The organism is Streptomyces sp. NPDC004542 (assembly GCF_040610035.1).
Taxonomy (GTDB): Bacteria; Actinomycetota; Actinomycetes; order Streptomycetales; family Streptomycetaceae; genus Streptomyces.
In genome coordinates this window covers 1-24,259 of record NZ_JBEXLP010000102.1, presented here as the reverse complement: position 1 = coordinate 24,259, position 24,259 = coordinate 1, and the positions used below count along the sequence as shown (strand labels likewise).

Here is a 24,259-nt window from a genome sequence, read left to right as displayed (position 1 = left end):
GGCGTTCATCCGCCCGAACAACACGGTTCCGAACACCACGTCATCCCGGCCGCTGCGCGGCCCGGGCGCGGGCCATAGCCACCTGGACGGCGGTGGGCGCGGGCGGCGGCGCCGCGGGCGGACTCGTCGGCGGGGTGCTGGTGGACGTGCTGTCGTGGCGGTGGGTGCTGCTGATCAACGTGCCGGTGGGCGCGGTGGTGCTCGCCGGGTCCGTGCTGTGGCTGGTGGAGAGCCGGGCGGGGGACGGGCGGCGGCTCGACCTGCCGGGCGCGCTGCTGGTCACGGCGGGCCTGGCGACACTGGCGTACGGGATCGTGCAGACCGACGCGGAGGGGTGGACGGCCGCGGCGACGCTGGTGCCGCTGGCCGCCGGACTCGCGCTGCTCGGCCTGTTCCTGCTGGTGCAGGCGCGTACGGCGGCCCCGCTGATGCCGCTCGGGCTGCTGCGGCTGCGGCCGGTGGCGTCGGCGAACGCGGCGATGTTCGTGAGCGGTTCGGCGATGTTCTGCATGTGGTACTTCATGACGCTGTACGCGCAGAACGTGCTCGGCTACTCGCCCCTGGGCGCCGGACTCGCACTGGTCCCCAGCTCCCTGGCCGTGGTGGCGGGCTCCAAGCTGGCTCCGCGGCTGATGCGGACGGCCGGGGCGCGCACGGTGGCGGCGCTGGGGACGCTGGTGGCGGCGGCCGGGTTCGGGTGGCAGTCGACGATGGGCGCGGACGAGGCGTACGTCACGGCGATCATGATCCCCGGGATCCTGATGATGCTGGGGGCGGGTCTGGCGGCCACCCCGCTGGCCGCGCTGGCCACGTCCGGGGCGGCTCCGGGGGAGGCCGGCCTGGTGTCGGGGCTGGTCAACACCTCGCGCACGATGGGCGGTTCGCTGGGGCTGGCGGTGATGTCGACCATCGCGGCGGCGCGTACCGGCGAGGGCGGCGGGGCCGTGGCCCTCACCCAGGGGTACGCGCTGGCCTTCCGCACGAGTGCGGTGCTGCTGCTGGGCGGGGCGGCGCTGATGCTGGTGTGGCTGCCGCGCGGGCTCTCCCCGGCCGCCGCGGATTCCGCCGCGAAGTGACGGTGCCGCCGTGAGCGCGCCGGGAGGTCACAGCCAGCCCTGCTGCCGGGCCTCCCGCACCGCCTCCGCCCGGTTCCGCGTGCCCGTCTTGCCGATCGCGGAGGACAGGTAGTTGCGCACCGTGGACTCGGACAGGTGCAGCTTCGCGGCGATGTCGGCGACGGTCCCCCCGTCCACCGACGCCTTCAGCACGTCGCACTCGCGGGCCGTCAGCGGGTTCGGTCCGGCACTGAGCGCCGCCGCGGCCAGCACCGGGTCCACCACCGTCTCCCCGGTGAGGACGCGACGGATCGCCGCGGCCAGTTCCTCGACCGGCCCGTCCTTGACCAGGAAACCGGACGCCCCCGCCTCCATGGCCCGGCGCAGATAGCCGGGCCGGCCGAAGGTGGTCAGGATCAGCACCCGGCAGCCGGGCACCTGCTCGCGCAGCTCCGCCGCCGCGTCCAGACCGCTGCGCCCGGGCAGTTCGATGTCCAGCAGGGCCACGTCGGGCCGGTGCAGCAGCGCCGCGTCCACGATCGCGTCGCCCGTCGCGACCTGCGCGACGACCTCGATGTCCCGCTCCATGCCGAGCAGTAAGGCCAGCGCGCCGCGCATCATGCCCTGGTCCTCGGCGAGCAGGACCCTGATGTTCTTCACCGCCCCAGCGTAGCCAGCACGCGACCGGCTCCGAGGCCACGACGGCGCCGGGGGCGGTGACTGCGGGGCGCGGCATGTCCTGGAGCGATGGTGTGGGCTGGGTGGTCGGTTCGCCGGGGGTGCGGTGGTCGCCTCGGTGGCGGCCGGTTCCGTAGGCGTCATCGCGGTACCGGCGGTGACTGCGGGGCGGCATGTCCTGGAGCGACTGGCGTGGGCTGGGTGGTCGGTTCGCCGGGGGTGCGGTGGTCGCCTCGGTGGCGGTCGGTTCCGGCGGCGCCACCGGCTGCACCGGCGGTGACTGCGCAGCGGCACGTTCTGGTGCGATGGCGTGGGCTGGGTGGTCAGCTCGCCCCGGGCGCCGTGGCCGCCCGGTTCGGCGGCCGGTTCCGTCGGCTCCACCGGCGGTGACCGCGCGGCGGCATGTCCTGGAGCGGCCACGTGGGCTGGGTGGTCAGTTCGCCCGGGGTGTGGTGGCCGCTCCGGTGGTGGCCAGTTGCGCCGGCTCCACCGGGAGACCGGCGGTGACCGTGAAGCCGCCTCGCGGCGACGGTCCGGCGCTGAGGGAGCCGCCCGCCGCCGCGAGGCGCTCGGCCAGGCCCTTCAGGCCGGTGCCGCCGATGCCCTCCGCGGGACGCGTGACCACCTTGCCGGTGCCGGTGCCGGTGCCGGTGCCGTTGTCGGTGACGGTGAGCCGGGCCCGCCCGGTGCCGCTCTCCACGGTGATCTCGCAGCGGGTGGCGTCACTGTGCCGGACGACGTTGGTGACCGCCTCGCGGACCACCCAGCCGAGCAGTGCCTCGGTCTGCGGGGCGAGCGGCGTCCCGGACTGGCGCACCACCGGCTCCACGCTCGCCGCGGACAGTGCCGAACGGGCCCGGGTCAGTTCCGTGGCCAGGCTGCCCTCGCGGTAGCCGGTCACCGCCTCGCGTATCTCGGTCAGCGCCTGTCGGCCCACCGACTCGATGTCGCCGATCTGCGCCAGCGCGGCGGTGATGTCGCGCGGGGCCAGCCGACGGGCCGCCTCCGACTTCACCACGATCACCGACAGGGTGTGGCCGAGCAGGTCGTGCAGGTCGCGGGAGAACCGCAGCCGCTCCTTCTCCACCGCCTGCCGGGCCAGTTCCTCGCGGGCGGCGCGCAGGTCCCGCACGGCCTCGGAGAGGGAGAGGATCGCGGCGGTCACCATCGTGGACAGGAAGGTGCCGTAGGCGATGTTCACCGCGTCTCCCCCGTCGCGGAACCACGAGACGGCGCCCGCGAAGGCGGCCAGCGCGATGCCCGTCCTGCCGAGCCGCGGACCCCGCACGACCGCCCCGGTCGCCAGGCCCAGCAGCGGGAAGAACAGCAGCCAGGTGCCGCCGTAGCCGAGGGCCAGCCCCGTGGTCACCAGCCCCATCAGCAGCAGTGCCACCCGGGTGGAGGCCGCCTCGCGCTTCTCCTTGTGGAAGGCGCGGAACGCCAGGTACACGTAGAGCGAGTTGAAGGCCAGCAGACCCAGGCCCGCGATCAACGGATTCGGGGTCTCGCCCTGGAGGAGGTTGGAGAAGGAGCCCAGCCCCATCAGCAGCCAGGGCAGCAGGGCGAATCCGGTGGGCGGCGGCCCCGGGTGCTCGGGGACCTGACCGTTCCCGCGGGCCCCCCGCCGCGCCGCCTTGAAGCGCTCCATGTCCTCCTTCCACCGCGCCCGCGCCACTCGCCGGTCCTCCGCCCGGCCGAGGGCCTTCCGCCGCCACGCACCGATCGTGCCGCTCATCCGAGATCCCCCGATCAGATGGTCCCCGCCGGATGTTCCCCGCGGTCCGTACGGCGGCACACACTACGAGCCGGTCGGTGCGTGTCGGCAGATGCACATGTACGCATCCGGGCAGTACAAATGTCACTGCGCGTCCGCATCGGCGGTCCTCGCCTGACGGCATGTCAGGAGCCTTCACAACTACGGAGCCCTGGGCTATACAGAGGGCGCCGGACTGGAACGCGTTCTAGATCGGCCCGTGACGACCTCGGTGCGGCCGACGGTGCGGACGGCCGTGCCGGGGTCTTGAAGCCGCCAGTGTCAGGAGCCGTATGCCCATCGACGCAGCCAAGGCCCTCGCGGCCGAGCCGAGGACCGGCGAGATCACCTGGACCACCAAGGACGTCCAGCTCTACCACCTCGGCATCGGCGCCGGCGCGAACCCCGACCGGCACAGCCCCGCCACCGACCCCGACGAACTGCGCTACACGCTGGAGTCCCGGCTGCACGTGCTGCCGAGCTTCGCCACCGTCGCGGGCAACGGGGCCCCGGGTGTGATCAGCGGCCTGTCCATGCCCGGCGTCGACGTCGACCTCGCCCGCGTCCTGCACGGCGGCCAGTCGCTCACCGTGCACCGTCCCCTCCCGGCCGAGGGCGGCGCCACGGCCACCGGCCGCATCGCCGCGGTGTACGACAAGGGCAAGGCGGCCGTGCTCGTCCTGCGCACCGAGGTCGCGGACGGCGACGGCCCGCTGTGGACCAGCGACGCCCAGATCTTCGTACGGGGAGAGGGCGGCTGGGGCGGCGACCGCGGGCCCTCCGCCCGGCTGGACCCGCCCGAGGGTGAGCCGCACCGGACCGTCGAGCGGCCGGTCCGCGAGGACCAGGCCCTGCTCTACCGCCTCTCCGGCGACTGGAACCCGCTGCACGCCGACCCCGAGTTCGCCAAGCTCGCCGGGTTCGACCGGCCCATCCTGCACGGGCTGTGCACGTACGGCATGACGCTGAAGGCCGTCGTCGACACCCTGCTCGGCGGTGACGTCACCCGGGTCCGCTCCTACACCACCCGCTTCGCCGGGGTGGTGTACCCGGGCGAGACCCTGCGCATCCGGATGTGGCGGGGCGACGGCTCCGTGCGGGTCGCCGTGAGCGCGGCCGAGCGGGACGCGCCGGTCCTCGCCGACACGGTCGTCCGACACTCCTGAGCCCAGCCTTCACGAGGGGAGCCGCACCATGCGCGCAGCCGTACTGCACGAGATCGGCCAGGACAAGCTGGAGGTCCTCGACGACGTCGAGGCGGTGGGCTTCGGCCCCGGCCGGGTGAGGGTCCGGGTGCGCGCCACCGGGCTGTGCCACTCGGACCTGTCCGCGATGAGCGGGGTGCTGCCGCAGCCGGCGCCCTTCGTGCCCGGCCACGAGGGGGCGGGCGAGATCCTCGACGTCGGGGAGGGCGTCCGCGGCCTGAAGCCCGGCGACCGGGTGGTGATCTGCTGGCTGCCCGCCTGCGGCGCCTGCCCCGCCTGCAGGCGCGGACAGACCGAACTGTGCCTGGCCGGGTTCATGAACGCGGGCACCCCCAACTTCAAGCGGCCCGGCGGGGACGTCTTCGGCTTCGCGGGCACCGGCACCTTCGCCGAGGAGGTCGTCGTCGACGCGGGCTGCGCCGTGCCCATCCCGGACGACGTGCCCTTCGACATCGCCGCCCTGATCGGCTGCGGGGTCACGACCGGACTGGGCGCCGCGCTCAACACCGCCGACGTGCGGGCCGGTTCGTCGGTCGCCGTGATCGGCTGCGGAGGCGTCGGCATCTCCGCGATCCAGGGGGCCCGGCTGAAGGGGGCCGCCGAGATCGTCGCCGTCGACCCGGTGGCCTCGCGCCGCGAGTCCGCGCTGGGGTTCGGTGCGACCCGGGCGGTCTCCCCGGAGGAACTGCCCGGCGCCAAGCAGCAGGTGACCGGCGGCGAGGGCTTCGACTACGTCTTCGAGGTCGTCGGCAGGTCCGCCACCGCCCGCACCGCCTACGAGAACACCCGCCGCGGCGGCACCCTCGTCATCGTCGGCGCCGGCGCCATGGACGACTTCCTCCAGCTCAACATGTTCGAGCTGTTCTTCGACGAGAAGCGGATCCTGCCGTCGATGTACGGCGGCGGGGACGTGCTGCGCTCCTACGAGCGGACCGTCGCCCTGTGGCGGGCGGGCCGTATCGACCTGGCGGGGCTGATCACCCACCGGGTGCCGCTCGCCGGCGTCAACGAGGCGCTGGACCAGATGCGCACCGGGACCGCCCTGCGTACGTGCATCGAGATCTGACGGAACCAGACTGAATCAGATTGAACCTCACGGAATCTGAAGGAATCTGAAGGAATCTGACGGACGAGCCGGAGAGGCCGGGGATCCGTATGGCACTGCCACTCGAAGGACTGTCGGCGATCGTCACGGGCGCCGGTCGGGGGCTCGGCCGGGCCGAGGCGCTGGAACTCGCCCGGCTCGGCGCGGCCGTCGTCGTCAACGACCACGGCCGGCCCGGCCGGGACGGCTCCGGCGAGGCCTCGGCCGGCCCCGCCGAGCAGGTCGCCGCCGAGATCCGCGCGGCGGGCGGCCGGGCCGTGGCCCACACCGGCGACGTCGCCGACCTCCAGCAGGCCCGGACCCTCGTCCGGCTGGCCGTCGAGGAGTTCGGCCGGCTCGACGTCCTGGTCAACAACGCGGGCATCCTGCGCGACCGCATGGTCTTCTCCATGACGGAGGACGAGTGGGACTCGGTCATCCGGGTCCACCTCAAGGGCCACTTCAACACCACCCACCTCGCCGCCGCACACTGGCGGGAGCGGTCCAAGGCGGCCGGGGGGCCGGTGTACGGGCGGATCGTGAACACCTCCTCGGAGGCGTTCCTGGCCGGTTCGGCGGGGCAGCCCAACTACGCGGCCGCGAAGGGCGGCATCGTGGGCCTCACCACGTCCACCGCCCTCGCCCTCGCCAAGTACGGCGTGACGGCCAACGCCATCTGCCCGCGCGCCCGGACCCGGATGACCGAGGACGTCTTCGCCGGGCTCGCCGCCCCCGAGGAGGGCCTCGACCCGCTCGCCCCCGAGCACGTCGCCCCGCTCGTCGGCTACCTCGCCTCGCCCGCCGCCGCCCGGGTCAACGGACAGCTGCTCGTGGTGCACGGCGGCATGGTGGCCGTCGTCGAACGGCCGCGCGTACAGGCACAGTTCGACAGCAAGCAGGAGACCTTCACGTACGACGAACTCGACGCGCTGCTCACCCCGCACTACGCGGGGCGCCCGGCGGGGGAGACGTTCGCGGCGGCGGAGGTGCTGGCACTCAAGCGGCGTTGAACACGCGGAAGGGGGCCGCCACTGGCGGACGGCCCCCTTCCGGCGTACCGTCAGGCAGCCGCCTCGGTCTGCTCGACCGGCTTGCGGTGGCGGCCGCTCGGGGCCGTCTCGCCGTCCCGGACCGAGACCGGCCCGCGGTGCTTGCCGTGGCCCGTGGCCTCTCGGGAGTCGGCGGACAGCGTCTGGGTGGTGCTGGCGTCGCTCATGGAAGAATTCACCCCGTCAACATGATCTTTTTACAGCCGGGTGAGTCTAACCGGCCCACCTCGGGCCGAATCCAGACGGGCACGCCAACCGGCACTAGTTCGTTACAACCCGCCCCAACGGCGCCTGCTGGAGCGGCACCGGACGGGGCGCGACCGGCCTTTCGGGCTCCGCTTCCACCGGCCGGGGAGCAGGCTCCAGGGCCCGTCTGGAAGCCGGGACGGCCAGGTCTCTCGGCGGCGCCGCCAGCCCCGCCACCCCGCACGGCACGTCCCGGGTGGCGTACGGCAGCCGCAGTACCGCGTCCGCCGTCCACACCCCGGCCCCCGCCAGCCAGCCCTCGGGCGCCGCGACATGGTGCACCTGCCGTTCCACGGGCCGCCACACGCCGACCCAGGTGCCCAGCGGTCCGTCAATCCGCAGGGCCACCGCGCAGGTCTCCGGCATCAGCACCTGCCCCGGCTGGATCGAGAACGGCGTCACCGCGCAGCCGGGCAGCCGCAGGCACTCCGGGAACCGCACCGGCAGCGAGCTGCCCAGGATGCCCCAGCCCAGCCGTTCCCGCCCCGGGGAGGGCGCGTCCGAGGAGATCAGCAGCAGCCCGCTGTCGGGGTCGGCGAGCCGCAGCCGGTCGTCGCTGTCGGCGGCGATCTGCAGCAGCGGCGACACCTCGCCGCCCCGCTCCAGGTCCACCACGACCGCCTTGGTCCGGCCGCCGATCTCCCGGTCCACGGCGAGCAGCCGTCCCGTGCGGTCCAGCCAGACACCGCCCGAGCAGCGCCCGGGGACCTCGGCGAGCTGCTCGGGCCCGAAGGCGCCGCCCGCCACCAGCCACACCGCCGTCGTGTAGCGGCCCACCACGAGCGCGTAGGCCCGCTCGCCGCCCGGCACCGGGGGCAGCAGCCGCACCCGGGCGTCCTCCTCCGGGCGCTCCACCGCGCCGAGCGGCAGTTCGCCGGTGTCCGGACCGGTCGGGTACAGCAGCGAGAAGGCGTGCCGCCGCTCCACCGGCCGGTGGATGAGGACCCGTCCGTCGCCCATCGGCTGCACCTCGGTACCGGGCTCCTCCGGCTGGTTGCCGGGCAGGGGAACGGCGTACGGCTCGGGCCCGCTCAGCGTCCAGCGCTCCGGGAACCAGCAGTCCCCGGCCGGCGCGAGGCGGGCGGCGTAGACGCCGTCCACGGTGATGGCGCAGCCCGCCCGGGGCGCCCCTCCGTCCGCTCCGGCCGCCGACGATTCGATCGCACACGCTGTCATCGTTCGGTCACCTCCGGTGATGAAGCTAGGTTTCGTACGCACAGGCGGGGGAGCGCCGGGCGGCTGCTTCACACGTACGGGTGGCCGTGCGGTGGTTCCTCTGAGGAAACGGGGATCGCTGTGCTGTCCGCAGACCGGTGAGGCGGAGTCGGTACACCCGTGCGGAACAGGCAGGTAGCCTTTCCCCGTGCCTCGTCTGTCTGAAGTCATCGCCGCGCTGGAGAACCTGTGGCCCGCCGAGCGGGCCGAGTCCTGGGACGCGGTCGGCACCGTCGTGGGCGACCCCGACCAGGAGGTCACCCGGGTCCTGTTCGCCGTCGACCCGGTCCGGGAGATCGTCGACGAGGCGGTGCAGCTCGGCGCCGACCTGCTCGTCACCCACCACCCGCTCTACCTGCGCGGTACGACCACGGTCGCGGCCTCCACCGTCAAGGGGCGGGTCGTGCACACCCTCATCAAGAACGACATCGCGCTGCACGTCGCCCACACCAACGCCGACACGGCCGACCCGGGCGTCAGCGACGCGCTGGCCGGAGCGCTGGACCTGCGGGTCGTACGGCCCCTCGTGCCGGATCCGGCCGACCCGGAGGGCCGCCGGGGCCTGGGACGGATCTGCGAGCTGGACCACCCGGTGACCGTGCGCGAACTCGCCGCCCGCGCCGCCGAACGGCTGCCCGCCACCGCGCAGGGCATCCGGGTGGCCGGCGACCCCGAGGCGGTCGTCCGCACCGTCGCGGTCAGCGGCGGCTCCGGCGACAGCCTCTTCGACCACGTCCGGGCGGCCGGCGTGGACGCCTTCCTCACCGCGGACCTGCGCCACCACCCGGCCTCCGAGGCGATCGCGCACGGCTCGCTCGCGCTGCTCGACGCGGCCCACTGGGCCACCGAATGGCCCTGGTGCGAGCAGGCCGCCGCCCAGCTCGACGAAATCTCCGACCGCCACGGCTGGGACCTGCGCGTCCACGTCTCGAAGACGGTCACCGACCCCTGGACCGCCCACGCGGCGTCCACCACGACCTCTAGCACCATGGGAGCCCCCAACTGAACGCCGCGCCCGCCGACCAGATCCGACTCCTCGACGTCCAGGCCCTCGACGTCCGCCTGCAGCAGCTGGCGCACAAGCGGAAGTCCCTGCCCGAGCACGCCGAGATCGAGTCGCTGACCAAGGACCTCACGCAGCTGCGCGACCTGCTCGTGGCCGCGCAGACCGAGGAGAGCGACACCGCCCGCGAGCAGACCAAGGCCGAGCAGGACGTCGACCAGGTCCGCCAGCGTGCCGCCCGGGACCAGCAGCGCCTGGACTCCGGCGCGGTCACCAGCCCCAAGGACCTGGAGAACCTCCAGCGGGAGATCGTCTCCCTCGCCAAGCGGCAGGGCGACCTCGAGGACGTCGTCCTGGAAGTCATGGAGCGCCGCGAGTCCGTGCAGGAGCGGGTGGCCGAGCTGACCGAGCGGGTGGCCTCCGTCCAGGGGAGGATCGACGACGCGACCGGGCGCCGGGACGCCGCCTTCGAGGAGATCGACGGCGAGGCGGGCTCGGTCACCAAGGAGCGCGAGGTCATCGCGGGCGCGGTCCCCGCGGACCTGCTCAAGCTGTACGACAAGCTGCGCGAGCAGCAGGGCGGGATCGGCGCGGCCAAGCTGTACCAGCGCACCTGCCAGGGCTGCCGCCAGGAGCTGGCGATCACCGACATCAACGCGATCCGCGCGGCCGCCCCGGACACGGTGGTGCGCTGCGAGAACTGCCGCCGCATCCTGGTGCGCACGGCCGAGTCCGGCCTCTAGGTCCGCGGGAGCCGGTGGTGCGGGAGTTCATCGTCGAGGCCGACGGCGGGTCGCGGGGCAACCCCGGCCCGGCCGGTTACGGTGCCGTGGTCCGCGACGCGGCGACGGGTCAGGCCCTGGGCGAGGCGGCGGAGTACCTCGGCGTCGTCACCAACAACGTGGCCGAGTACCGGGGCCTCGTGGCCGGTCTGCGCGCCGCCCACGCCCTCGACCCGGCCGCCCGGGTCCACGTCCGCATGGACTCCAAGCTCGTCGTCGAGCAGATGTCGGGCCGCTGGAAGATCAAGCACCCGGACATGAAGCCGCTGGCGGCGGAGGCCGCCCGCGTCTTCCCGGCCGGCCAGGTCAGCTACGAGTGGATCCCGCGCGAGCGGAACAAGCACGCGGACCGCCTGGCCAACGAGGCGATGGACGCGGGCGTCAAGGGGGAGCAGTGGTCCCCGTCCACGTCCCGGGCGGCCCTCGACACCGCGGACCCGCTCCCGGAACCCGCGCTCCCGGAACCCGCGCTCCCGGAACCGCAGGGCCCGCCCGGGGACGCGGCGGCGGGCGCGGCGAAGGCACGGGCGGCCCTGGCGACGGGCCGGTGCGCCGGGTCCCGCTCCGGTGCCGGGTCCGGCTCCGGCTTCGCGAAGCCGATCGCGGCCCCGGCGGAGGACGACGTCGAGGCCGAGGCGGCCCGTGCGGCCGAGGCCGACGCGGCGCGCGAGGCCGGGGCCCGCGCCGCCGACCTGCGCGCGGCCCGTACGGTGGCCACCCCCGCCCCCTCCGCCCCCGGCTGGAGCGCCGCCCCCGATCTGGGCGCCCCCGCCACCTTCGTACTGCTGCGCCACGGCGAGACCCCGCTCACCCCGCAGAAGCGTTTCTCGGGCAGTGGCGGCACCGACCCCTCCTTGTCCGACGTCGGCCGGGAGCAGGCGCGGCGGGTCGCCGCCGCCCTCGCCAGGCGCGGCACGATCCAGGCCGTCGTGGCCTCCCCCCTCGCCCGTACCCGCGAGACCGCGGGCATCGTCGCCGCCCGGCTCGGGCTGGAGGTGACGGTCGACGACGGGCTGCGGGAGACGGACTTCGGCGCCTGGGAGGGACTCACCTTCGGCGAGGTACGGGAGCGCCACCCGGACGACCTGAACGCCTGGCTCGCCGATCCGGCCGCCGAACCCACCGGCGGCGGCGAGAGCTTCGAGGCGACCGCCGCCCGGATCGCCGTCACCCGCGACAAACTGGTCGCGGCGTACGCGGGCCGCACGGTCCTGCTGGTCACGCACGTCACCCCGATCAAGACGTTCCTGCGCCTCGCCCTCGGCGCCCCGCCCGAGTCCCTGTTCCGCATGGAACTGTCGGCGGCCTCGCTGTCGGCGGTGGCGTACTACGCGGACGGCAACGCGAGCGTACGGCTGTTCAACGACACGTCCCACCTGCGGTCCTGAGCCCGGCGGCGGCCCGCGCCAGCGCCTCGACGCGCGTCCAGTCCCGGGCCGCGACGGCGTCCGCCGGGACCATCCAGCTCCCGCCGACGCAGGCGACGTTGGGCAGGGACAGATAGTCCTGGGCGTTGTCCGGCCCGATGCCGCCCGTCGGGCAGAACCGGGCCTGCGGCAACGGACCGGCCAGCGACCGCAGATACGCCGTACCCCCGGCCGCCTGCGCCGGGAAGAACTTCATCTCCCGCACCCCGCGCTCCAGCAGTGCCACCACCTCCGAGGCGGTCGACACCCCCGGCAGGAACGGCACCCCGGACTCCCGCATCGCCCCCAGCAGTACGTCCGTCCAGCCGGGACTGACCAGGAACCTGGCCCCCGCGGCCACGCACTCCGTCACCTGATCGGGCGTCAGCACCGTGCCCGCGCCGACCACCGCGTCCGGCACCGCACCGGAGATCGCCCGGATCGACTCCAGCGCGGCGGGTGTCCGCAACGTCACCTCGATCGCGGACAGCCCCCCGGCCACCAGGGCCCGCGCCAGCGGTACGGCGTCGGCGGCGTCGGAGAGGACCACCACGGGCACCACGGGCACGCCGGGCACGAGATCCAGCACGGAAGCGGCGGATACGGCTGAGGCGGCGGAGACGGCTGAGACGGCGGAGGCAGCCGGGGAAGAGGGCAACGGCGAGGTCATGCGCTCATCGTGCCCGCGGCGTGCAGCATGCGCAAAGAACGTTGCGCATGCTGCAATACCGCCTACCGCCTACCGCCTACCGCCTACCGCCTGCCGTCGCGGCGTCAGTGAACCTCCGACACCAGCACGTCCAGCGCCCACGGCCGCCCCGCCTTCGCGGGAGCCTCCGCCTCCACCACGTACCCCAGGTCCCGCAGCGCCTCCACCAGCTCGGCGGGGCTCCCGGGCGCCGCCCCCGCCGACAGCAGGCTGCGCACCATCCGCCCCTTCGTCGCCTTGTTGAAGTGGCTGACCACCTTCCGGGTCGGCGCGTGCAGCACCCGTACGCTCGCGGTCCGCCCGGCGAGCTCACCCTTCGGCTTCCAGGCGGCGGCGTAGGCGGCGGACCGCAGATCCAGCACCGGCCCGTCCCCGGCCGCCTCGGGCAGCACCTCCGCCATCGGCGTCCGCCAGTACGCGCCGAGCGCGCCCAGCCCGGGCAGCCTCACGCCCATCGAGCACCGGTAGGAGGGGATCCGGTCGGTGATCCGGACGGCCCCCCACAGCCCGGAGAACACCAGCAGCGACCCCGTGGCACGCTTCTTGGCGGCGGCGTCGAGGGAGGCCAGGCCGAGGGCGTCGTACAGGACCCCCGTGTAGATCTCGCCCGCCGGCCGGGCCCCGGCGGTGCGCAGCCCGGCGTTCTTGGCCACCTCCCCCCGCAGCCCCTCGCTCAGCCCGAGCACCTCCCGCGCCTTCTCCTCGTCACCCGAGCACAGCCCGACCAGTTCCCCGAGCACGGCCTCGCGCGCCGCGTTCAGCCCCGGCAGGGACAGCGACTCCGGCTTCAGCGGGGCACCACGCCCGGAGGCGGCCTTGCCTTCGGAGGGCGGGAGCAGGACAAGCACGGTGACTCCTTCTGTTGAGCTCCGGGCCAGCGTACGGCCGGTTTCCCGGCGCCGCGGACCCGGCGGCGGCATGGAAACGGGGCTCGGGGCGTTGCACCCGTAGCGCACGTGCCATGAACAAGGGGGCGCGGTGAACGAACGCGAGCAGGCCACCTGGACCAGGGCACGACTGGGCCGCTGCGGGCCGCCCCTCGACCTGCTGACCGCCTGCTTCGACACCCACGTCCACGCCCCGCACGCGCACGACGAGTACACCATCGGCGTCACCACCGGCGGCTGCGAGGCCATCGACCACCGCGGCGGCCTGATCCGCTCCGGCCCGGGCTCCCTGGCGGGATCGGTGCCGGCCACGGCGGCCGGTACGAGGCGAAGCGCCACCCCTGTGGCACAGCCGAGCCCGCGGACGAACCGGAGCGGCATCCCGTTCTACCTGCTGGTCGACCGTGACGCCGCCTCGGTCACGCTGTTCGGCATCCCGGAGGACGACACCTACCGCGAGCACCGCACCCACCCCTTCGGCAAGCCGGTCGCGCTGCCCGAGCCGTTCGCCTTCGACCTGGACACCACGGACTTCCTCTGACCGGAGGACCGGAGGAACCGGGCGCCCCGCCCGCCCGGTACCATGGTCGACACGGCAGACGAGCCGGGCGGACGGCCGCGTGGAGTCCCTCTAGGGGGCTTCCCGAGGAACGTCCGGGCTCCACAGGGCAGGGTGATGGCTAACGGCCACCCGGGGTGACCCGCGGGACAGTGCCACAGAAAACAGACCGCCGGGGACCTCGGTCCTCGGTAAGGGTGAAACGGTGGTGTAAGAGACCACCAGTGCCCAGGGTGACCTGGGCAGCTAGGTAAACCCCACCCGGAGCAAGGTCAAAAGGAGCCGCTGTGAAAGGCGCGCTCTGCGCGGACGTTCGAGGGCTGCCCGCCCGAGTCCGCGGGTAGACCGCACGAGACCGGTGGCAACACCGGCCCTAGATGGATGGCCGTCGCCCCGACTCCCGCGAGGGACCGGGGAACAGAACCCGGCGTACAGCCCGACTCGTCTGCCGCCACCTGCGGCTTTGCCCGGGAAAGGGCCTCTGACCCGCGTCGGAGACCCTTTCCGATCTTTCGAGGGCTTGCCGCGTTACGCGGCGGAAAGTCCCTCGGAAGTCCCTCGGGCAGCGCTGAAAGTCCCTGAAAAACGGTCGGTCGTGCGGGTGAACCGAACCGCGCCGGCACCGAGGCCCCTCCGCGGCCGGCCACGTCCGAAGGTGACGGCCCGCCGGGTGACGGCCACGCGTGCCCTTGCCCGGTGGAGCGGTCTGCGTCCTCGTCCGCCGGAGCAGGCGGCGGCTCGTTCGTCGGACGCCGGGGCGCCCGGTGCCCCGGGTCCGGGGCACGTCGCCACGGCCGTGCGCGGGGAGCCGATCCGCGCGATCACCCGCACCGGCTCGGGGCTGGGGTCCCTCCCCGCCGAAGGCCGGGCCGCCCGGCCGGCCGGTGATGCCGCGCGTCTTTCCCCGACTCATGGAGGCGGCCCTTCCCCTTCGAGTCGTCGAAGCGCTTCATCTGGCAGACGAAGGCGAAGGCGAAGGCGGAGGTGATGACGGCGCGCGCACGACACGAGCCGTGGCGCAAGTGGCGATCTGCGACACGACCATTGACAGTGCGTCAGGAGACTGGCAAGTTCGAAGCGCTTCGACTGTGCTGCACGAGCGAGACCGCACTTCAACCGCCATCCACGCCGCCCGCCGAGGGGGTTCCTTCCCCGCCGCGCGTCGATGTCCGCGGTCGGCGCTCCCGGCCACCTGGAGGGGGCGCTGCCGCCGCCGCACGGGGACCCCGCCCGCCGCCGTGGCCGGCGGATGTCCGCGTCCGGCGTCGTCGACGCGCACCAGCCGCCGGGCCGGCTCTTCCTCCGACGTTCACCAGGAGACCGCATGGACCGCATGGACAGCATGACAACCCGCCTGTTAAGCGGGCCGGTCGATCCGGCAGCGGGTGCACGGCCGAATGCTCCTGTCGCTCCGGAACCCGGGGTTCACGGCCCGGCCGCCGGGCGCGGCCGCCTCCGAACCGTCCGGCGGCTGATCGCCGGCCTGGCGGTGTCGGCCCTGGCGCTGTCGGGGCTGCTGACGGCCGGCCCGGCACAGGCCGCGTCGTCTGCGCGAGAGGCTCAGGCGGCAGCGGCCACCAGTCAGTTCCACGGAGTGAACTGGGCCGACCCCGACGACAACTTCATCACCGGCCCCAACGTGCCCGTGGGCCTGTCGACGTCGGACGACTACGCGACGACCTACACGAAGTCCACGGCGATCCTCAAGGGATTCCAGGCGCTCGGCGCCAACACCGTCCGCCTCGGCTTCAACGCGGCGACCACGTCCGGAACCTGGTGGAACAGCTACACCGCCGCGCTGGACGCCGCGACCGCCCTGGGAATGAACGTCATCGTCGCACCGTGGCTGCAGGGCGGAAAGGTCGGTGACACCGCGTCCTTCAACCAGATGTGGGACACGATGATCAACAAGTACGGCGCGAAGAGTAACTTCTACTTCGACATCATGAACGAGCCGTACGGCTACACCGCCACCGAGCTGACCGATTTCGAGGCCTCCTGGCTGGCGCGCTACCCCGGCCTCTCCCGTGGGCACGTGATCGTGCCGGGCCTGTGGGCCGACAACAACCTCTGCTCCGTCGGCGCCGACTCCCGGCTGTCCGGCACCCTGCTGTCGATCCACATCTACAGCATGTTCGGCGATTCCCACACCACCGAGGCCGACTGGATCAACGACTTCACCGGCGCTCTGTGCGGCTACGCCGACCGCGCCGTACTGACCGAGTTCGGCGTCCCCATGACCACCGGCGTCGACTACAACGGTCCCAAGGACGGCACCAACGACCTGTCCTACCTCTACGCCGTCACCGACACCGTGCGCAGCCTCGGCATGGGCTCCGTACTGTGGACAGGCGTCAAGGAGGCGGCCCAGACGCAGGGTCCGGGCCCGTGCGAGAACGCCTCGTGCGCCATCACCTCCCTGACCGGCAGCGGCACCAACCTGTCACTGACCGTCACCAACCGGTCCGGCCTCGACCGCCTCCAGTGGGGCTGGGGCACCGGCACCGACCCGGGCGACGGGGGTGGCACGGAGATCGGCACCGCACTGCGCGGGGCCGGATCCAACCGCTGCCTGGACGTACCCGGCTTCAGCACGGCCAACGGTGTGCAGACCGAGATCTGGGACTGCAACGGCGGGAGCAACCAGCACTGGACGCTCACCTCCGCCCAGGAACTGCGCGTCTACGGAAACAAGTGCCTCGAGGCCTACGACGCCGGGACCTCGCCCGGCACCAAGGCCGTCATCTGGGACTGCGACGGCGGCGCCGGCCAGAAGTGGAAGGTCAACAGCGACGGCACCGTCACCAGTGTCCAGTCCGGTCTGTGCCTGGACGTCACCGGCGCCTCCACCGCCAACGGAGCCCTCGTCGAGTTGTGGACCTGCACCGGCGGCAGCAACCAGAAGTGGACACGCGGCTGATCCCGTGACCGGCTGACGAGTGGGACGTGCGCTCACGGCGCGCCGGCCGCGGGCCGACCGACGTGCCCGCCCCGGCGAGCGACCTCGAGGCCGAAGTTTCCCCAAGGCCGGGTAGGCGTCCGCAACAGCCGGCGCGTCCACAGCGAAAAGGGCGAGGAACGGAACTGACGGCGCTTTCGCACGGCATCGGCGGGACGTCAGGAGAGGCGTGGCCCCTCCGGGCCGCGTAGCCGGGCGAGGAGACCGGCGATCTCGCGGGTCTCCTCGTGGTCCTCCCCGAGGAGTACGCACATGTCCTCGTGGAGGGCGTCGAGGACACCCTCGGCCTCGGTGCGGCGGCCCTCGGAGAAGAGGAGGACACCGATGCTGCGGCGCAGGTCGAGAGCGGTCTCGGAGGCGTCTCCGGCCACGTCGGACACGACCTCCAGCACCTCCTGGAACTCGCGCAGGGCCGCGGTGGCCTGGCCGAGGTTGGCCCGGCAGTGGGCGGCGTGCCGACGGCACTCCAGCGCGCTTTCGCCGGCCGGTCCCTCCGTACGGGCGTAGACGGCGGCCAGCGCCTCGAACTCCGGTAACGCGCGACGGAAGTCCTCGCCGTACATGAGGACCGCCGCGCGCTGCCGCCGCAGACCCAGCACACGGGGGTTGTGTGCGCCGAGAGCGGTGGCCGCCGTGGTGATCACCGCCTTGAGGACGTCCGCGGCCTGGGCGAACCGCCCGCTCTCGGCCAGGTCCGCGGACCGGGCGTAGGCGTCCCGGATGGCGTCCCGCAGTGCCGTGTCGGCGCGCGCCCGGCCCGGTACGGGAGCCAGCGGCCCGGGTGACGGCACGGGCGGCGTGGTCCGCCGCAGCGGTGCGTTCGGCTGCCGGTAGACCACCGTCGGGTCGGGAACCCCGGAAGGGGAGCCGCCGTGGGTGAGGGCCATGGGGTCGGACGCCGATCCCGGTTGCGGCAGGTGCGGTGCGAGACGCTCGTACACCGCGTACGCGTCGGCGGGACGCTGCTCGGGCGTCTTCGCCAGCAGCTCCAGGGTCAGCGCCTCCAGGTCCTCCGGCACCTCGGGCCGCAGGGTGCGCAGCGGCCTCGGCGGCACGTCCATGTGCTGGTGCAGGAGCTGGTACTCGTTGTCGCCGCTGAAGACCGGCTGCCCGGCCAGGAGTTCGTGCAGCACACAGCCGAGCGCGTAGAGGTCGCTGAGCGGCGTGATCTGCGCGCAGTCGATCTGCTCGGGCGGCATGTAGCGACTGGTCCCGATCCGGCTGCCGGTGGCCGTCAGCCGCGTGACGTCCGTGCCCAGCAGCTTCGCGATGCCGAAATCCAGCACCTTGACCGTGCCGTCCGCGGCGATCAGCACGTTGTCCGGCTTCAGGTCGCGGTGTACGACCGGGATCGCGTGGGCGTACGACAGGACCGTGCAGATCTGCGCGGCGATCGACGCGGCCCAGCTCACCGGCAGCGCCACCGCCGCGCCGCCCTCCGTACCCGTGAGCACCGTGCGCAGGGAGACCCCGCGCACGTACTCCATCACCAGGTACAGCCGGTCGTACGACGCCTCGTCCAACACCGCGTCGAACACCTGCGGTACGCCGTGATGCCCGATCCGGGCGGTCACGCGCGCCTCGCGCTCGAACCGGCGGGTGAACTCCTTCGCCTGCGCGGGCGACGCGACGATGTCGGGCCGGATGAGCTTGACCGCGATCTCCCGGTCCAGGACGGCGTCGTAGCCGCGCCAGACCGTGCCCATGCCGCCGGACTCGATCTCCTCGATCAGCTCGTACCGGCCCTGCTCGCCGATCCTCCGCGCCTGCGCCACGCGTTGCGCCCCCGTCGTCCTGATAGCCCGTCAGTCGATCGCTGTACACCGTACCGACCGGCGGCGGCTTGCACGGGGTCCTACAGCAAGTGATCGGCCTTGCCGGCCTTGATGTCGGTGATGAGGGTGCGCAGGGCTTCGAGGGAGTCGGTGAGGAAGTGGTCCTCCTGGCCGGCGACGGCTATGTAGGCGTTGCCGTCGGTGTCGGTGCCTAGGCGGAAGCAGGAGCTGCCCTCGGCGCAGAAGGGGTTTTCCCAGGTGATGTCGGGCATTACTGCTCCTCATAGTCGGTGTGCGATGTCACGCCCAGGGGGGGTGACGGGGCGGAGCGGTCGGCCGGGCGGGGCGGGTGGACCGGGCGGGTCAGGCACCCTTGTCGTCGATGTTCTCTTCCGGGTGGGTCACCCGCCGACGGCGCGGCGTTGACGCTCTCCAGGGTGCCGAACGGTGCGAGGGGCTTGACCTCGAAGTTTCGCCACTGTGACCGAGATGAGCCTCGACGGACCGGCACACTGCTACGGTCACGTTTATGACGCACTGGGACAATTCAACTCGGGCCGTCGATTTGCGGGTTGCAGCGGTTGATGAGGTTCTCGATCGTGTGGAGCGTTCGCTTCAGACGCGCCTGAATCGGGACACCGTAGTACGCAAGCGCCGCTCGATCGGCACGCGGACGGACCGCGATACGTGGGTACGTGTCGAAAGGCGCGGACTTGACCGGATCGGGGTTCAGGGTGGGGATGGCACCGCTTCCGCCGAGGCCCTGCGCGGGATCGCGAAACCGGCGTGGCGCGCCGGCGTCGCGTGGCGTGACGAGACGGAGCCGGTGATGTGGCGGGCGGATGAGACGGAGCTGCTGCCGGGGGCGCCGGTGGGCAGTGCGGTGGTCTCGCAGGATCCGCAACTGCCCGAGGAGTGGTGGGCCGCGCTGAATGCCTCCATGGACGCCCTCGCCGCGCAGAACACCAACCGGATCGCGACACCGGATACCGAGACGCTCACGCAGGAACTGATCACGGGAACGGTCCACAGCGTCTTCCCCGGTGTCGATACGACCGTGACCGAATGGCGTTCGGCCCATGCGGATTTCAACTGGGCGAACATGACGGCGCCGGTATTCTGCGTGTTCGACTGGGAGGACTGGGGCATGGCCCCGTGCGGCCTGGACGCGGCGAATCTGTGGGGCGCCTCCCTCGCCGTCCCGGCTCTGGCCGACCGCGTCCGCAGCGAGCGGCGTGACGATCTGGACACCCGGGACGGCAAGCTGATGACGCTGTTCGTCGTCGCGAAGATCCTCGGCCCCTGCGCTGAGCCGGCCGACCCCCGACTGGGGCCCGCCAGGGAGACGGCGGATCGAGTGGTGAAGGAACTTCAGACCGGCTGACGGCGGGCCTGGAGGAGCCGCCGGTACTCCCGGACCACATGGTCGTCGATCTGGTACGCCAGAGCGCCGATCAGCTCCCGCAGGTGGTCGACGTTGTCCGTACCGACCGTGACCGCGTCGACTCGGGGCAGGCCGTAGGCGGAGCGGAACGCCGCCTGGACCCGCGTGGCCGACGGGGAATGCCGCAGGAAGATCCGAGGGTCGAACCTCTCCCACACCGCCTCGGTCGTACTTCCGCCGAAAGGGCTCATGCCCCACACCTGCGACGGCCGCCACCGCGTAACCAAGGCCTCGGCCGCTTCGAGGACCCTGACACTCACCAGCAGCCCTGACCGGACCATGAGGACATCAGGGCGGGGTACGTCGAGGTCTGTAAGCGGGCGCGGATCCCAGCTCGCTACACCCCACCCCCCGCACAGCCCCGTCTGAGCGGCGTCGGCCAGCGCCGCGCACGCCTGTGCCAGCATCTCCGTGTCGGGGCGGGAGTGCTCGGGGTTGTGGAGGAGCACCGCGTCCGGCTCTCGTCCAAGATCCTTCACGGCCTGCTCGACTCCGGTGCGCAGCTGGGCAGGAGCGAGGGAGTGTCCTCCCGGGAAATACCCGACCTTGGTGGAGACCGAGAATTTCGGCAGGAGATCGCCGGCCACCGTCTTCAGTACCTCGTGTGAGCGATGGCGGAGGTAGTTCGAGGCGGTGTCGAGGCGCGTTACGCCGAGGCCAGCGGCTGCTTCTAGTACGTCACGGGAGTGACCAGACCGGTATAGCCCAAGGAGGAGATTTCCGTCAGTGGTTCGCACAGTCCCTCCGTGATGAGCAGGTCGGCCAGGGCGGTGGTGTCCTCGTCGGCGCCGTCGAGGTGGACCGGGTGGCCCGACAGAAGCACACGGACGCTCGGTTCCGCGTGTTTGCGGAACGTCAGCCGCTTGCCGCCGCCGCAGACTTCGACCGTGTCACCGGAGCGGATGATGGAGGGAGCGAACTCGGTGACGGCTGCGACTCCGACCGGTCGGCCGAAAGCGGTCACATGGGGCATGTGGCGTGCGGGCGGGGTGCTGCACCGCAGCTCGTCCAGGTACCGCTCGGGGCTGTAGGCGGTGGTGAGAGCGCTGAGCTTGTCCGTTAGCACCTTGTGCACGGTTCCCTCAGCGCCCTCCAGGTCACGGCGGAACGCTTCATCGGCGCGGGCGGCGTCGGAGAGGAAGTTGGCCCACGTGACGCCGGTCCGTTTGGTGAATCCGAACGTCACGTGTAGAGAGTGGCCACCGCTGCCGGAGCCGAGACGGGTCGCGGTGTGCCAGAAGCCACGCGGGATGTGCATGATGTCCCCGGCCCGCATGGTGCCCTCCCACAGTACTTCCTCGGAGGGGATGTGGTTGCGTTCCGCGTCGCGGTACATCGGCGCCGGCCGGGAGGGGCCGCGTACCTCCCACGACTTCTCGCCGGAGAGCTGCACGGCGATGACTTCATGGTCGTCCCAGTGCAGATGGAATCCGTCGGTCTCGCCGACCGCGAGGTATGCGTTCGCGGAGGTCAGTTCACCAGACCACCAACCCAGGGCCCGGCAGGCGACTTCCAGCGTCGGGTCGAAGAAGTCCACGTGATCCAGGACCACGGTGCCGCCGTCGTTGAGGATCCGTCCGAGGGCCGCCATGTCGGCCTGGCTCACGGCCTGCCTGCGCCGGTTGACGTTGGTGGACAGGAACGTGGACGGGTGAATCTCGTCGCCCTCGGCGTAGCAGCGGAGCTGCGGGTTGGCCAGGTGGCGATGCTTGATCAGGTCCAGCAGCTTGTGCGGTGTCAGCAGGCGGGCGGGCAGGTCCGGGTCCGTGAGACGGCCGCGTGCGAACGCGGTCCCCACGGAACCCGGCCCGTCCCAGCCGAGAGCCTTCTCGATGTGGGTGACTAGCCGGTGTTCCATGGGTTCCTCCTACTCCTTGGGGAGGTTCAGATCGCGGTTGTCGCCGTCGTCGCCTGCACTGTTCTGCGAGCTGGTGATGTCGGACCGCTCGGACTCGCTTCGGTCGTGCGGGGCGGCCAGTTCCTCCACGGCGATCAGGAGTGCGGGGTTGGTCCCCGTCGGCGTGTATGCATTCTCTGCCATCTCGTGCCCTTCCCTCTTCGGCCTCTTCCACCCGGGTCGGGTGGAAAGTTCTGAGTCGACCCGCCCTCGCGCACGACAGAAAGGCGGATTCGTGCATTGGTGCCGTATTACCCCGGTGCTCCCTTCGAGTAGGGGAGCACCGGATCTGTCCCGCTCGACCTCTCCAGGGATTTACGGGACGATCTCTGATTTGGGGACTTCCGCGCCGGGCGTCGTCCCGCTGTGGTCAGGTGCGCTGATCGAGGCGGGCCTGGCGGCGGTCATCGTCACGGGGCAGCCCTTCGATGGGACGGCCCAGCCGGGGTACGGGGGCTGCCGGATGGGCCTGGGTCTGTCCTCCCCTGCCGTCGATGAGGGGAGGTTCCTCTCCGGCGACCTCAACCACCGTACGGATGCGATGAGATCGGGCTCAATGAAATTGCGGGTTATTGCGGAACGTCACTCAAAGGCGCGGATGGCGGAGTTGATGAGGGCGCGGGCACGGTCGCCGTAGACGGCCATCTTCGCGAGTTCGGCGAACGCCTTGCGGTAGTCGGCGATTTCGCGCGGCTGTCGGATGTTGATCTCGGCGGTCAGGGTCTCCACCACGGCGTGGGTGTCGTCGAAGATGTAGAACGCCTCCAGGGGCCAGATGACCCGCTGGACGGTGAAGGGAATGACACCGAGCGAGACCGAGGGCAGCGGCAGGACGTCAAGCAGGTGCCGGAGCTGGTTGGCCATCGTCTCCCGGTCGCCGATCCGCGAGCGCAGAATCCACTCCTCCATCAGCACGACGAATCGGTGGCCCCCCTCGTACAGGAACCGGTTACGCGTGAGACGGGCGGCAACGGCCCTGGCGACGTCGTTGGGCGTTCCCTGGAAGTCGGTGATCGACTGCATGAGGGCGGTGGCGAAGGCGGCGGTCTGGAAGAACCCAGGAACGGCGTTGGAGCAGTACACGCGGCACACGGCCGCCTGCTCGTGGAAGGTGGAGAAGTCCTCCTGGACCTTGCGCATTCCGTCTTTGTGGATGCGTCGCCACTCCACATACATGGAGTCGACCGCCCGCGCCGTGGCGATGAGGTCCTCTGCCTGATTCTCTGCTCCGCAGGCTGCGCACCAGGCCCTGATGTCCGAGTCGGAGGGCACGGTCTCGCCCTTCTGGATGCGAGTCGTCTTCGCCGGATGCCAGCCGCACCGGATGGAAAGCTCCTTCCCGGTGAGACCGGCATCCTGGCGAAGGTTCTGCAAGCGCTTCGCGAGGGCTTCGCGCGCTGCTTGGGCGCTGGAGGAGGGGGAGGCGGACATGGAGTCGTGTGCGGGATCAGACGGTGAACTTCTCGTGGTCGATGGCGCGCTCCCACACAGCCTCGAACGCGGTAACGACCATCTTCACCACGTCGGGGTCCTGGGCGAACTCATGTCCTGCCCAATCGCCGTCACCGGTGAACCAGTGAAACATCACCCGCCGTTCGTCGATCAGCCACAGGTCGTTTCCGGGAAGGGCGATGTCGGAGGCGAGGCGGCGGGGGAGCCAGCGGACATGCTCACCGACGGCGACGTTGACCGAGGTCAGGGCGTGCTCCCAACGGATGTAATCGGTCACCGGCTCGGAGACGATCCGGGCCCGGCGCATCCGGACACCCCTGGCGACGGTATCGCGCACCAGTGGGGTCCAGCCCTGCCAGAACGGCGAGTCGGGGTCGAGGTCGGTCCTACCGGTCCGTAGGAAATCCTCGAAGCTCTCCTTCTCGTCGCCGACGCTGTAGATATCGCGCATCTCCAGGTGGACGGCGGTGCGCTGGGCGGAGCCCAGTAGCTCAGCGAAGTCCGGCACGCCGTTCTGCGACATCACATGCCTCCCTCAGAATCGGCACCATGCGGGCCGGGATGCGGATCACCGTCTCGTGCGGGGGAATTCCCGTGTCGTGTCCGGTGACCCATTCCGTTTCGCCTACCTGGGCCTTCAGCAGCCTGTCGGCCTCCTCGCCCTGGAGGATGAGGTCGGCCGTCCCTTCCTCCACCCACACGGTCGGTGAGCCGCCTCCGGTGGTCTCCGGGTCGATGCCGACGAACTCTAGGGCCATGGTGCCCTCCCGTTTCAAGTCGGTTGCGGGTTCTTGCGTTGCGACGCTTCCCGAGCGGTTGCCCCAGGTCAAGGGAGCGAGGCGCTCTTCGCGTCAAAACGGCTTGTTCACGCGGACATGCAGTCCGCCGGTCACTCGCTCCACGCCGGCTGTCACGCTGCCGCGTAGCTCCGCATCATCGCACCTTGCACCCCTCCCGCCTCGTCATCCAACAGCCGGACACGGTTCCGACTGGCGGCGGTGCGCGTGGGAGTGTCTAATCAACGGCGGATCTGTTGATCATGGAGACGCCAAGTGAGTGAGATGACGATCGAGCACGAGTCCGTGGCTGAGCCGGTCGGTG

24 protein-coding genes, 1 other RNA gene and 1 pseudogene are annotated in these 24,259 nt (G+C 71.9%); 11 read left to right on the top strand and 15 right to left on the bottom strand.

All coding sequences use genetic code 11. From position 1 onward, the window contains the following. Positions 1 to 1,076: MFS transporter (locus ABZX30_RS33165; RefSeq protein ID WP_355940569.1), on the top strand; the 1,076-nt coding region annotated here is incomplete at its 5' end. 27 nt (positions 1,077 to 1,103) lie between these two features. Here the strand turns inward: ABZX30_RS33165 and ABZX30_RS33160 are convergent. Both ABZX30_RS33160 and ABZX30_RS33155 read right to left on the bottom strand, forming a co-directional pair. Further along, positions 1,104 to 1,715 (bottom strand): response regulator transcription factor, encoded by a 612-nt coding sequence (locus tag ABZX30_RS33160; RefSeq protein ID WP_355940567.1) that lies wholly within the window; start codon positions 1,713 to 1,715, stop codon positions 1,104 to 1,106. Between the two features lie 451 nt (positions 1,716 to 2,166). Then, the gene (locus tag ABZX30_RS33155) at positions 2,167 to 3,381 is read right to left on the bottom strand and encodes a histidine kinase (RefSeq protein WP_355940574.1); all 1,215 of its coding nucleotides are present in this window, start codon (positions 3,379 to 3,381) and stop codon (positions 2,167 to 2,169) included. Between the two features lie 398 nt (positions 3,382 to 3,779). Between ABZX30_RS33155 and ABZX30_RS33150 the strand changes: the two genes are divergently transcribed. From ABZX30_RS33150 to ABZX30_RS33140, 3 genes are all read left to right on the top strand, one after another. After that, entirely contained in the window at positions 3,780 to 4,652 is an 873-nt protein-coding gene (locus tag ABZX30_RS33150) for a MaoC/PaaZ C-terminal domain-containing protein (protein WP_355940564.1), read from the top strand. Positions 4,653 to 4,680: 28 nt separating this feature from the next. Next, a complete protein-coding gene (locus ABZX30_RS33145) occupies positions 4,681 to 5,757 on the top strand; it encodes a Zn-dependent alcohol dehydrogenase (RefSeq protein ID WP_355940562.1) in 1,077 nt (358 codons plus the stop codon). 89 nt (positions 5,758 to 5,846) lie between these two features. Further along, on the top strand, positions 5,847 to 6,785 hold the full coding sequence (locus ABZX30_RS33140) for a 3-oxoacyl-ACP reductase (RefSeq protein WP_355940560.1): 939 nt from the start codon (positions 5,847 to 5,849) through the stop codon (positions 6,783 to 6,785). 50 nt (positions 6,786 to 6,835) lie between these two features. Here ABZX30_RS33140 and ABZX30_RS33135 read toward each other — a convergent pair whose 3' ends face one another. Together ABZX30_RS33135 and ABZX30_RS33130 are read right to left on the bottom strand one after the other, a co-directional pair. Further along, a complete protein-coding gene (locus ABZX30_RS33135; RefSeq protein WP_355940558.1) occupies positions 6,836 to 6,991 on the bottom strand; it encodes a hypothetical protein in 156 nt (51 codons plus the stop codon). 94 nt (positions 6,992 to 7,085) lie between these two features. Continuing rightward, the gene (locus ABZX30_RS33130; RefSeq protein WP_355940556.1) at positions 7,086 to 8,246 is read right to left on the bottom strand and encodes a hypothetical protein; all 1,161 of its coding nucleotides are present in this window, start codon (positions 8,244 to 8,246) and stop codon (positions 7,086 to 7,088) included. Positions 8,247 to 8,433: 187 nt separating this feature from the next. Here ABZX30_RS33130 and ABZX30_RS33125 point away from each other — a divergent pair, with 187 nt between their 5' ends. Genes ABZX30_RS33125 through ABZX30_RS33115 form a run of 3 tightly spaced genes read left to right on the top strand, consistent with a single transcriptional unit; the run spans position 8,434 to position 11,458 of the window. Further along, on the top strand, positions 8,434 to 9,291 hold the full coding sequence (locus ABZX30_RS33125; protein WP_355940554.1) for a Nif3-like dinuclear metal center hexameric protein: 858 nt from the start codon (positions 8,434 to 8,436) through the stop codon (positions 9,289 to 9,291). Then, on the top strand, positions 9,288 to 10,031 hold the full coding sequence (locus tag ABZX30_RS33120; RefSeq protein ID WP_355940572.1) for a C4-type zinc ribbon domain-containing protein: 744 nt from the start codon (positions 9,288 to 9,290) through the stop codon (positions 10,029 to 10,031). The genes ABZX30_RS33125 and ABZX30_RS33120 overlap by 4 nt, the downstream gene beginning before the upstream one ends. Before the next feature lie 17 nt (positions 10,032 to 10,048). Continuing rightward, positions 10,049 to 11,458 (top strand): bifunctional RNase H/acid phosphatase, encoded by a 1,410-nt coding sequence (locus ABZX30_RS33115; protein ID WP_355940552.1) that lies wholly within the window; start codon positions 10,049 to 10,051, stop codon positions 11,456 to 11,458. Here the strand turns inward: ABZX30_RS33115 and eda are convergent. Both eda and yaaA read right to left on the bottom strand, forming a co-directional pair. Beyond that, positions 11,430 to 12,146, bottom strand: a complete 717-nt coding sequence (gene eda / locus ABZX30_RS33110) for a bifunctional 4-hydroxy-2-oxoglutarate aldolase/2-dehydro-3-deoxy-phosphogluconate aldolase (RefSeq protein WP_355940550.1) — start codon at positions 12,144 to 12,146, stop codon at positions 11,430 to 11,432. The genes ABZX30_RS33115 and eda overlap by 29 nt on opposite strands. A gap of 104 nt (positions 12,147 to 12,250) precedes the next feature. After that, positions 12,251 to 13,033 carry a peroxide stress protein YaaA gene (yaaA, locus tag ABZX30_RS33105; RefSeq protein WP_355940547.1) on the bottom strand — a complete coding sequence of 261 codons (783 nt, stop codon included), beginning with the start codon at positions 13,031 to 13,033 and terminating at the stop codon, positions 12,251 to 12,253. A gap of 130 nt (positions 13,034 to 13,163) precedes the next feature. On the opposite strand from yaaA, the gene ABZX30_RS33100 reads away from it, so the two are divergent. The 3 genes from ABZX30_RS33100 to ABZX30_RS33090 all read left to right on the top strand — a co-directional run bounded on the left by ABZX30_RS33100 (position 13,164) and on the right by ABZX30_RS33090 (position 16,551). After that, positions 13,164 to 13,613, top strand: a complete 450-nt coding sequence (locus tag ABZX30_RS33100) for an AraC family ligand binding domain-containing protein (protein ID WP_355940544.1) — start codon at positions 13,164 to 13,166, stop codon at positions 13,611 to 13,613. Positions 13,614 to 13,672: 59 nt separating this feature from the next. Then, an RNA gene (gene rnpB, locus ABZX30_RS33095) (RNase P RNA component class A) lies at positions 13,673 to 14,079 on the top strand. A 1,146-nt stretch (positions 14,080 to 15,225) separates the two neighbouring features. Further along, positions 15,226 to 16,551: a ricin-type beta-trefoil lectin domain protein gene (locus ABZX30_RS33090; RefSeq protein ID WP_355940541.1), complete on the top strand. Its 1,326-nt coding sequence runs from the start codon at positions 15,226 to 15,228 to the stop codon at positions 16,549 to 16,551. A 197-nt stretch (positions 16,552 to 16,748) separates the two neighbouring features. Here ABZX30_RS33090 and ABZX30_RS33085 read toward each other — a convergent pair whose 3' ends face one another. Both ABZX30_RS33085 and ABZX30_RS33080 read right to left on the bottom strand, forming a co-directional pair. Next, a complete protein-coding gene (locus tag ABZX30_RS33085; protein ID WP_355940538.1) occupies positions 16,749 to 18,365 on the bottom strand; it encodes a protein kinase in 1,617 nt (538 codons plus the stop codon). 80 nt (positions 18,366 to 18,445) lie between these two features. Then, positions 18,446 to 18,637, bottom strand: a complete 192-nt coding sequence (locus tag ABZX30_RS33080) for a hypothetical protein (protein WP_355940535.1) — start codon at positions 18,635 to 18,637, stop codon at positions 18,446 to 18,448. A 257-nt stretch (positions 18,638 to 18,894) separates the two neighbouring features. Between ABZX30_RS33080 and ABZX30_RS33075 the strand changes: the two genes are divergently transcribed. Continuing rightward, on the top strand, positions 18,895 to 19,749 hold the full coding sequence (locus ABZX30_RS33075; RefSeq protein ID WP_355940533.1) for a hypothetical protein: 855 nt from the start codon (positions 18,895 to 18,897) through the stop codon (positions 19,747 to 19,749). On the opposite strand, the gene ABZX30_RS33070 is transcribed toward ABZX30_RS33075, so the two are convergent. The 7 genes and pseudogenes from ABZX30_RS33070 to ABZX30_RS33040 form a co-directional block, all read right to left on the bottom strand. Further along, positions 19,737 to 20,000 carry a hypothetical protein gene (locus tag ABZX30_RS33070; protein WP_355940577.1) on the bottom strand — a complete coding sequence of 88 codons (264 nt, stop codon included), beginning with the start codon at positions 19,998 to 20,000 and terminating at the stop codon, positions 19,737 to 19,739. The genes ABZX30_RS33075 and ABZX30_RS33070 overlap by 13 nt on opposite strands. A gap of 174 nt (positions 20,001 to 20,174) precedes the next feature. Continuing rightward, positions 20,175 to 20,546: pseudogene (locus ABZX30_RS33065) on the bottom strand (aldo/keto reductase); the annotation flags it as partial. Then, the gene (locus ABZX30_RS33060; protein ID WP_355940530.1) at positions 20,480 to 21,667 is read right to left on the bottom strand and encodes a cupin domain-containing protein; all 1,188 of its coding nucleotides are present in this window, start codon (positions 21,665 to 21,667) and stop codon (positions 20,480 to 20,482) included. The gene ABZX30_RS33060 and the pseudogene ABZX30_RS33065, both read right to left, overlap by 67 nt. A 9-nt stretch (positions 21,668 to 21,676) precedes the next feature. After that, on the bottom strand, positions 21,677 to 21,850 hold the full coding sequence (locus tag ABZX30_RS33055; protein WP_355940527.1) for a hypothetical protein: 174 nt from the start codon (positions 21,848 to 21,850) through the stop codon (positions 21,677 to 21,679). Positions 21,851 to 22,288: 438 nt separating this feature from the next. Next, positions 22,289 to 23,137: a helix-turn-helix transcriptional regulator gene (locus ABZX30_RS33050; protein ID WP_355940524.1), complete on the bottom strand. Its 849-nt coding sequence runs from the start codon at positions 23,135 to 23,137 to the stop codon at positions 22,289 to 22,291. A gap of 16 nt (positions 23,138 to 23,153) precedes the next feature. Beyond that, positions 23,154 to 23,681, bottom strand: coding sequence for a DUF6879 family protein (locus ABZX30_RS33045; protein WP_355940521.1), 528 nt, complete (start codon positions 23,679 to 23,681; stop codon positions 23,154 to 23,156). Further along, the gene (locus ABZX30_RS33040; protein ID WP_355940518.1) at positions 23,650 to 23,916 is read right to left on the bottom strand and encodes a hypothetical protein; all 267 of its coding nucleotides are present in this window, start codon (positions 23,914 to 23,916) and stop codon (positions 23,650 to 23,652) included. The genes ABZX30_RS33045 and ABZX30_RS33040 overlap by 32 nt, the downstream gene beginning before the upstream one ends. Positions 23,917 to 24,259 lie beyond the last annotated feature (343 nt).

What these genes read in the sequence shown, in the direction of transcription:
- ABZX30_RS33075 (WP_355940533.1), top strand. Translation starts at nt 18,895, where the DNA reads ATGACGCACTGGGACAATTCAACTCGGGCCGTCGATTTGCGGGTTGCA.
- ABZX30_RS33050 (WP_355940524.1), bottom strand. Translation starts at nt 23,137, where the DNA reads ATGTCCGCCTCCCCCTCCTCCAGCGCCCAAGCAGCGCGCGAAGCCCTC.
- ABZX30_RS33040 (WP_355940518.1), bottom strand. Translation starts at nt 23,916, where the DNA reads ATGGCCCTAGAGTTCGTCGGCATCGACCCGGAGACCACCGGAGGCGGC.
- ABZX30_RS33070 (WP_355940577.1), bottom strand. Translation starts at nt 20,000, where the DNA reads ATGAGCCCTTTCGGCGGAAGTACGACCGAGGCGGTGTGGGAGAGGTTC.
- ABZX30_RS33145 (WP_355940562.1), top strand. Translation starts at nt 4,681, where the DNA reads ATGCGCGCAGCCGTACTGCACGAGATCGGCCAGGACAAGCTGGAGGTC.
- ABZX30_RS33135 (WP_355940558.1), bottom strand. Translation starts at nt 6,991, where the DNA reads ATGAGCGACGCCAGCACCACCCAGACGCTGTCCGCCGACTCCCGAGAG.
- ABZX30_RS33130 (WP_355940556.1), bottom strand. Translation starts at nt 8,246, where the DNA reads ATGACAGCGTGTGCGATCGAATCGTCGGCGGCCGGAGCGGACGGAGGG.
- ABZX30_RS33140 (WP_355940560.1), top strand. Translation starts at nt 5,847, where the DNA reads ATGGCACTGCCACTCGAAGGACTGTCGGCGATCGTCACGGGCGCCGGT.
- ABZX30_RS33150 (WP_355940564.1), top strand. Translation starts at nt 3,780, where the DNA reads ATGCCCATCGACGCAGCCAAGGCCCTCGCGGCCGAGCCGAGGACCGGC.
- ABZX30_RS33155 (WP_355940574.1), bottom strand. Translation starts at nt 3,381, where the DNA reads ATGGAGCGCTTCAAGGCGGCGCGGCGGGGGGCCCGCGGGAACGGTCAG.
- ABZX30_RS33045 (WP_355940521.1), bottom strand. Translation starts at nt 23,681, where the DNA reads ATGTCGCAGAACGGCGTGCCGGACTTCGCTGAGCTACTGGGCTCCGCC.
- ABZX30_RS33060 (WP_355940530.1), bottom strand. Translation starts at nt 21,667, where the DNA reads ATGGAACACCGGCTAGTCACCCACATCGAGAAGGCTCTCGGCTGGGAC.
- eda (WP_355940550.1), bottom strand. Translation starts at nt 12,146, where the DNA reads ATGACCTCGCCGTTGCCCTCTTCCCCGGCTGCCTCCGCCGTCTCAGCC.
- ABZX30_RS33080 (WP_355940535.1), bottom strand. Translation starts at nt 18,637, where the DNA reads ATGCCCGACATCACCTGGGAAAACCCCTTCTGCGCCGAGGGCAGCTCC.
- ABZX30_RS33055 (WP_355940527.1), bottom strand. Translation starts at nt 21,850, where the DNA reads ATGGCAGAGAATGCATACACGCCGACGGGGACCAACCCCGCACTCCTG.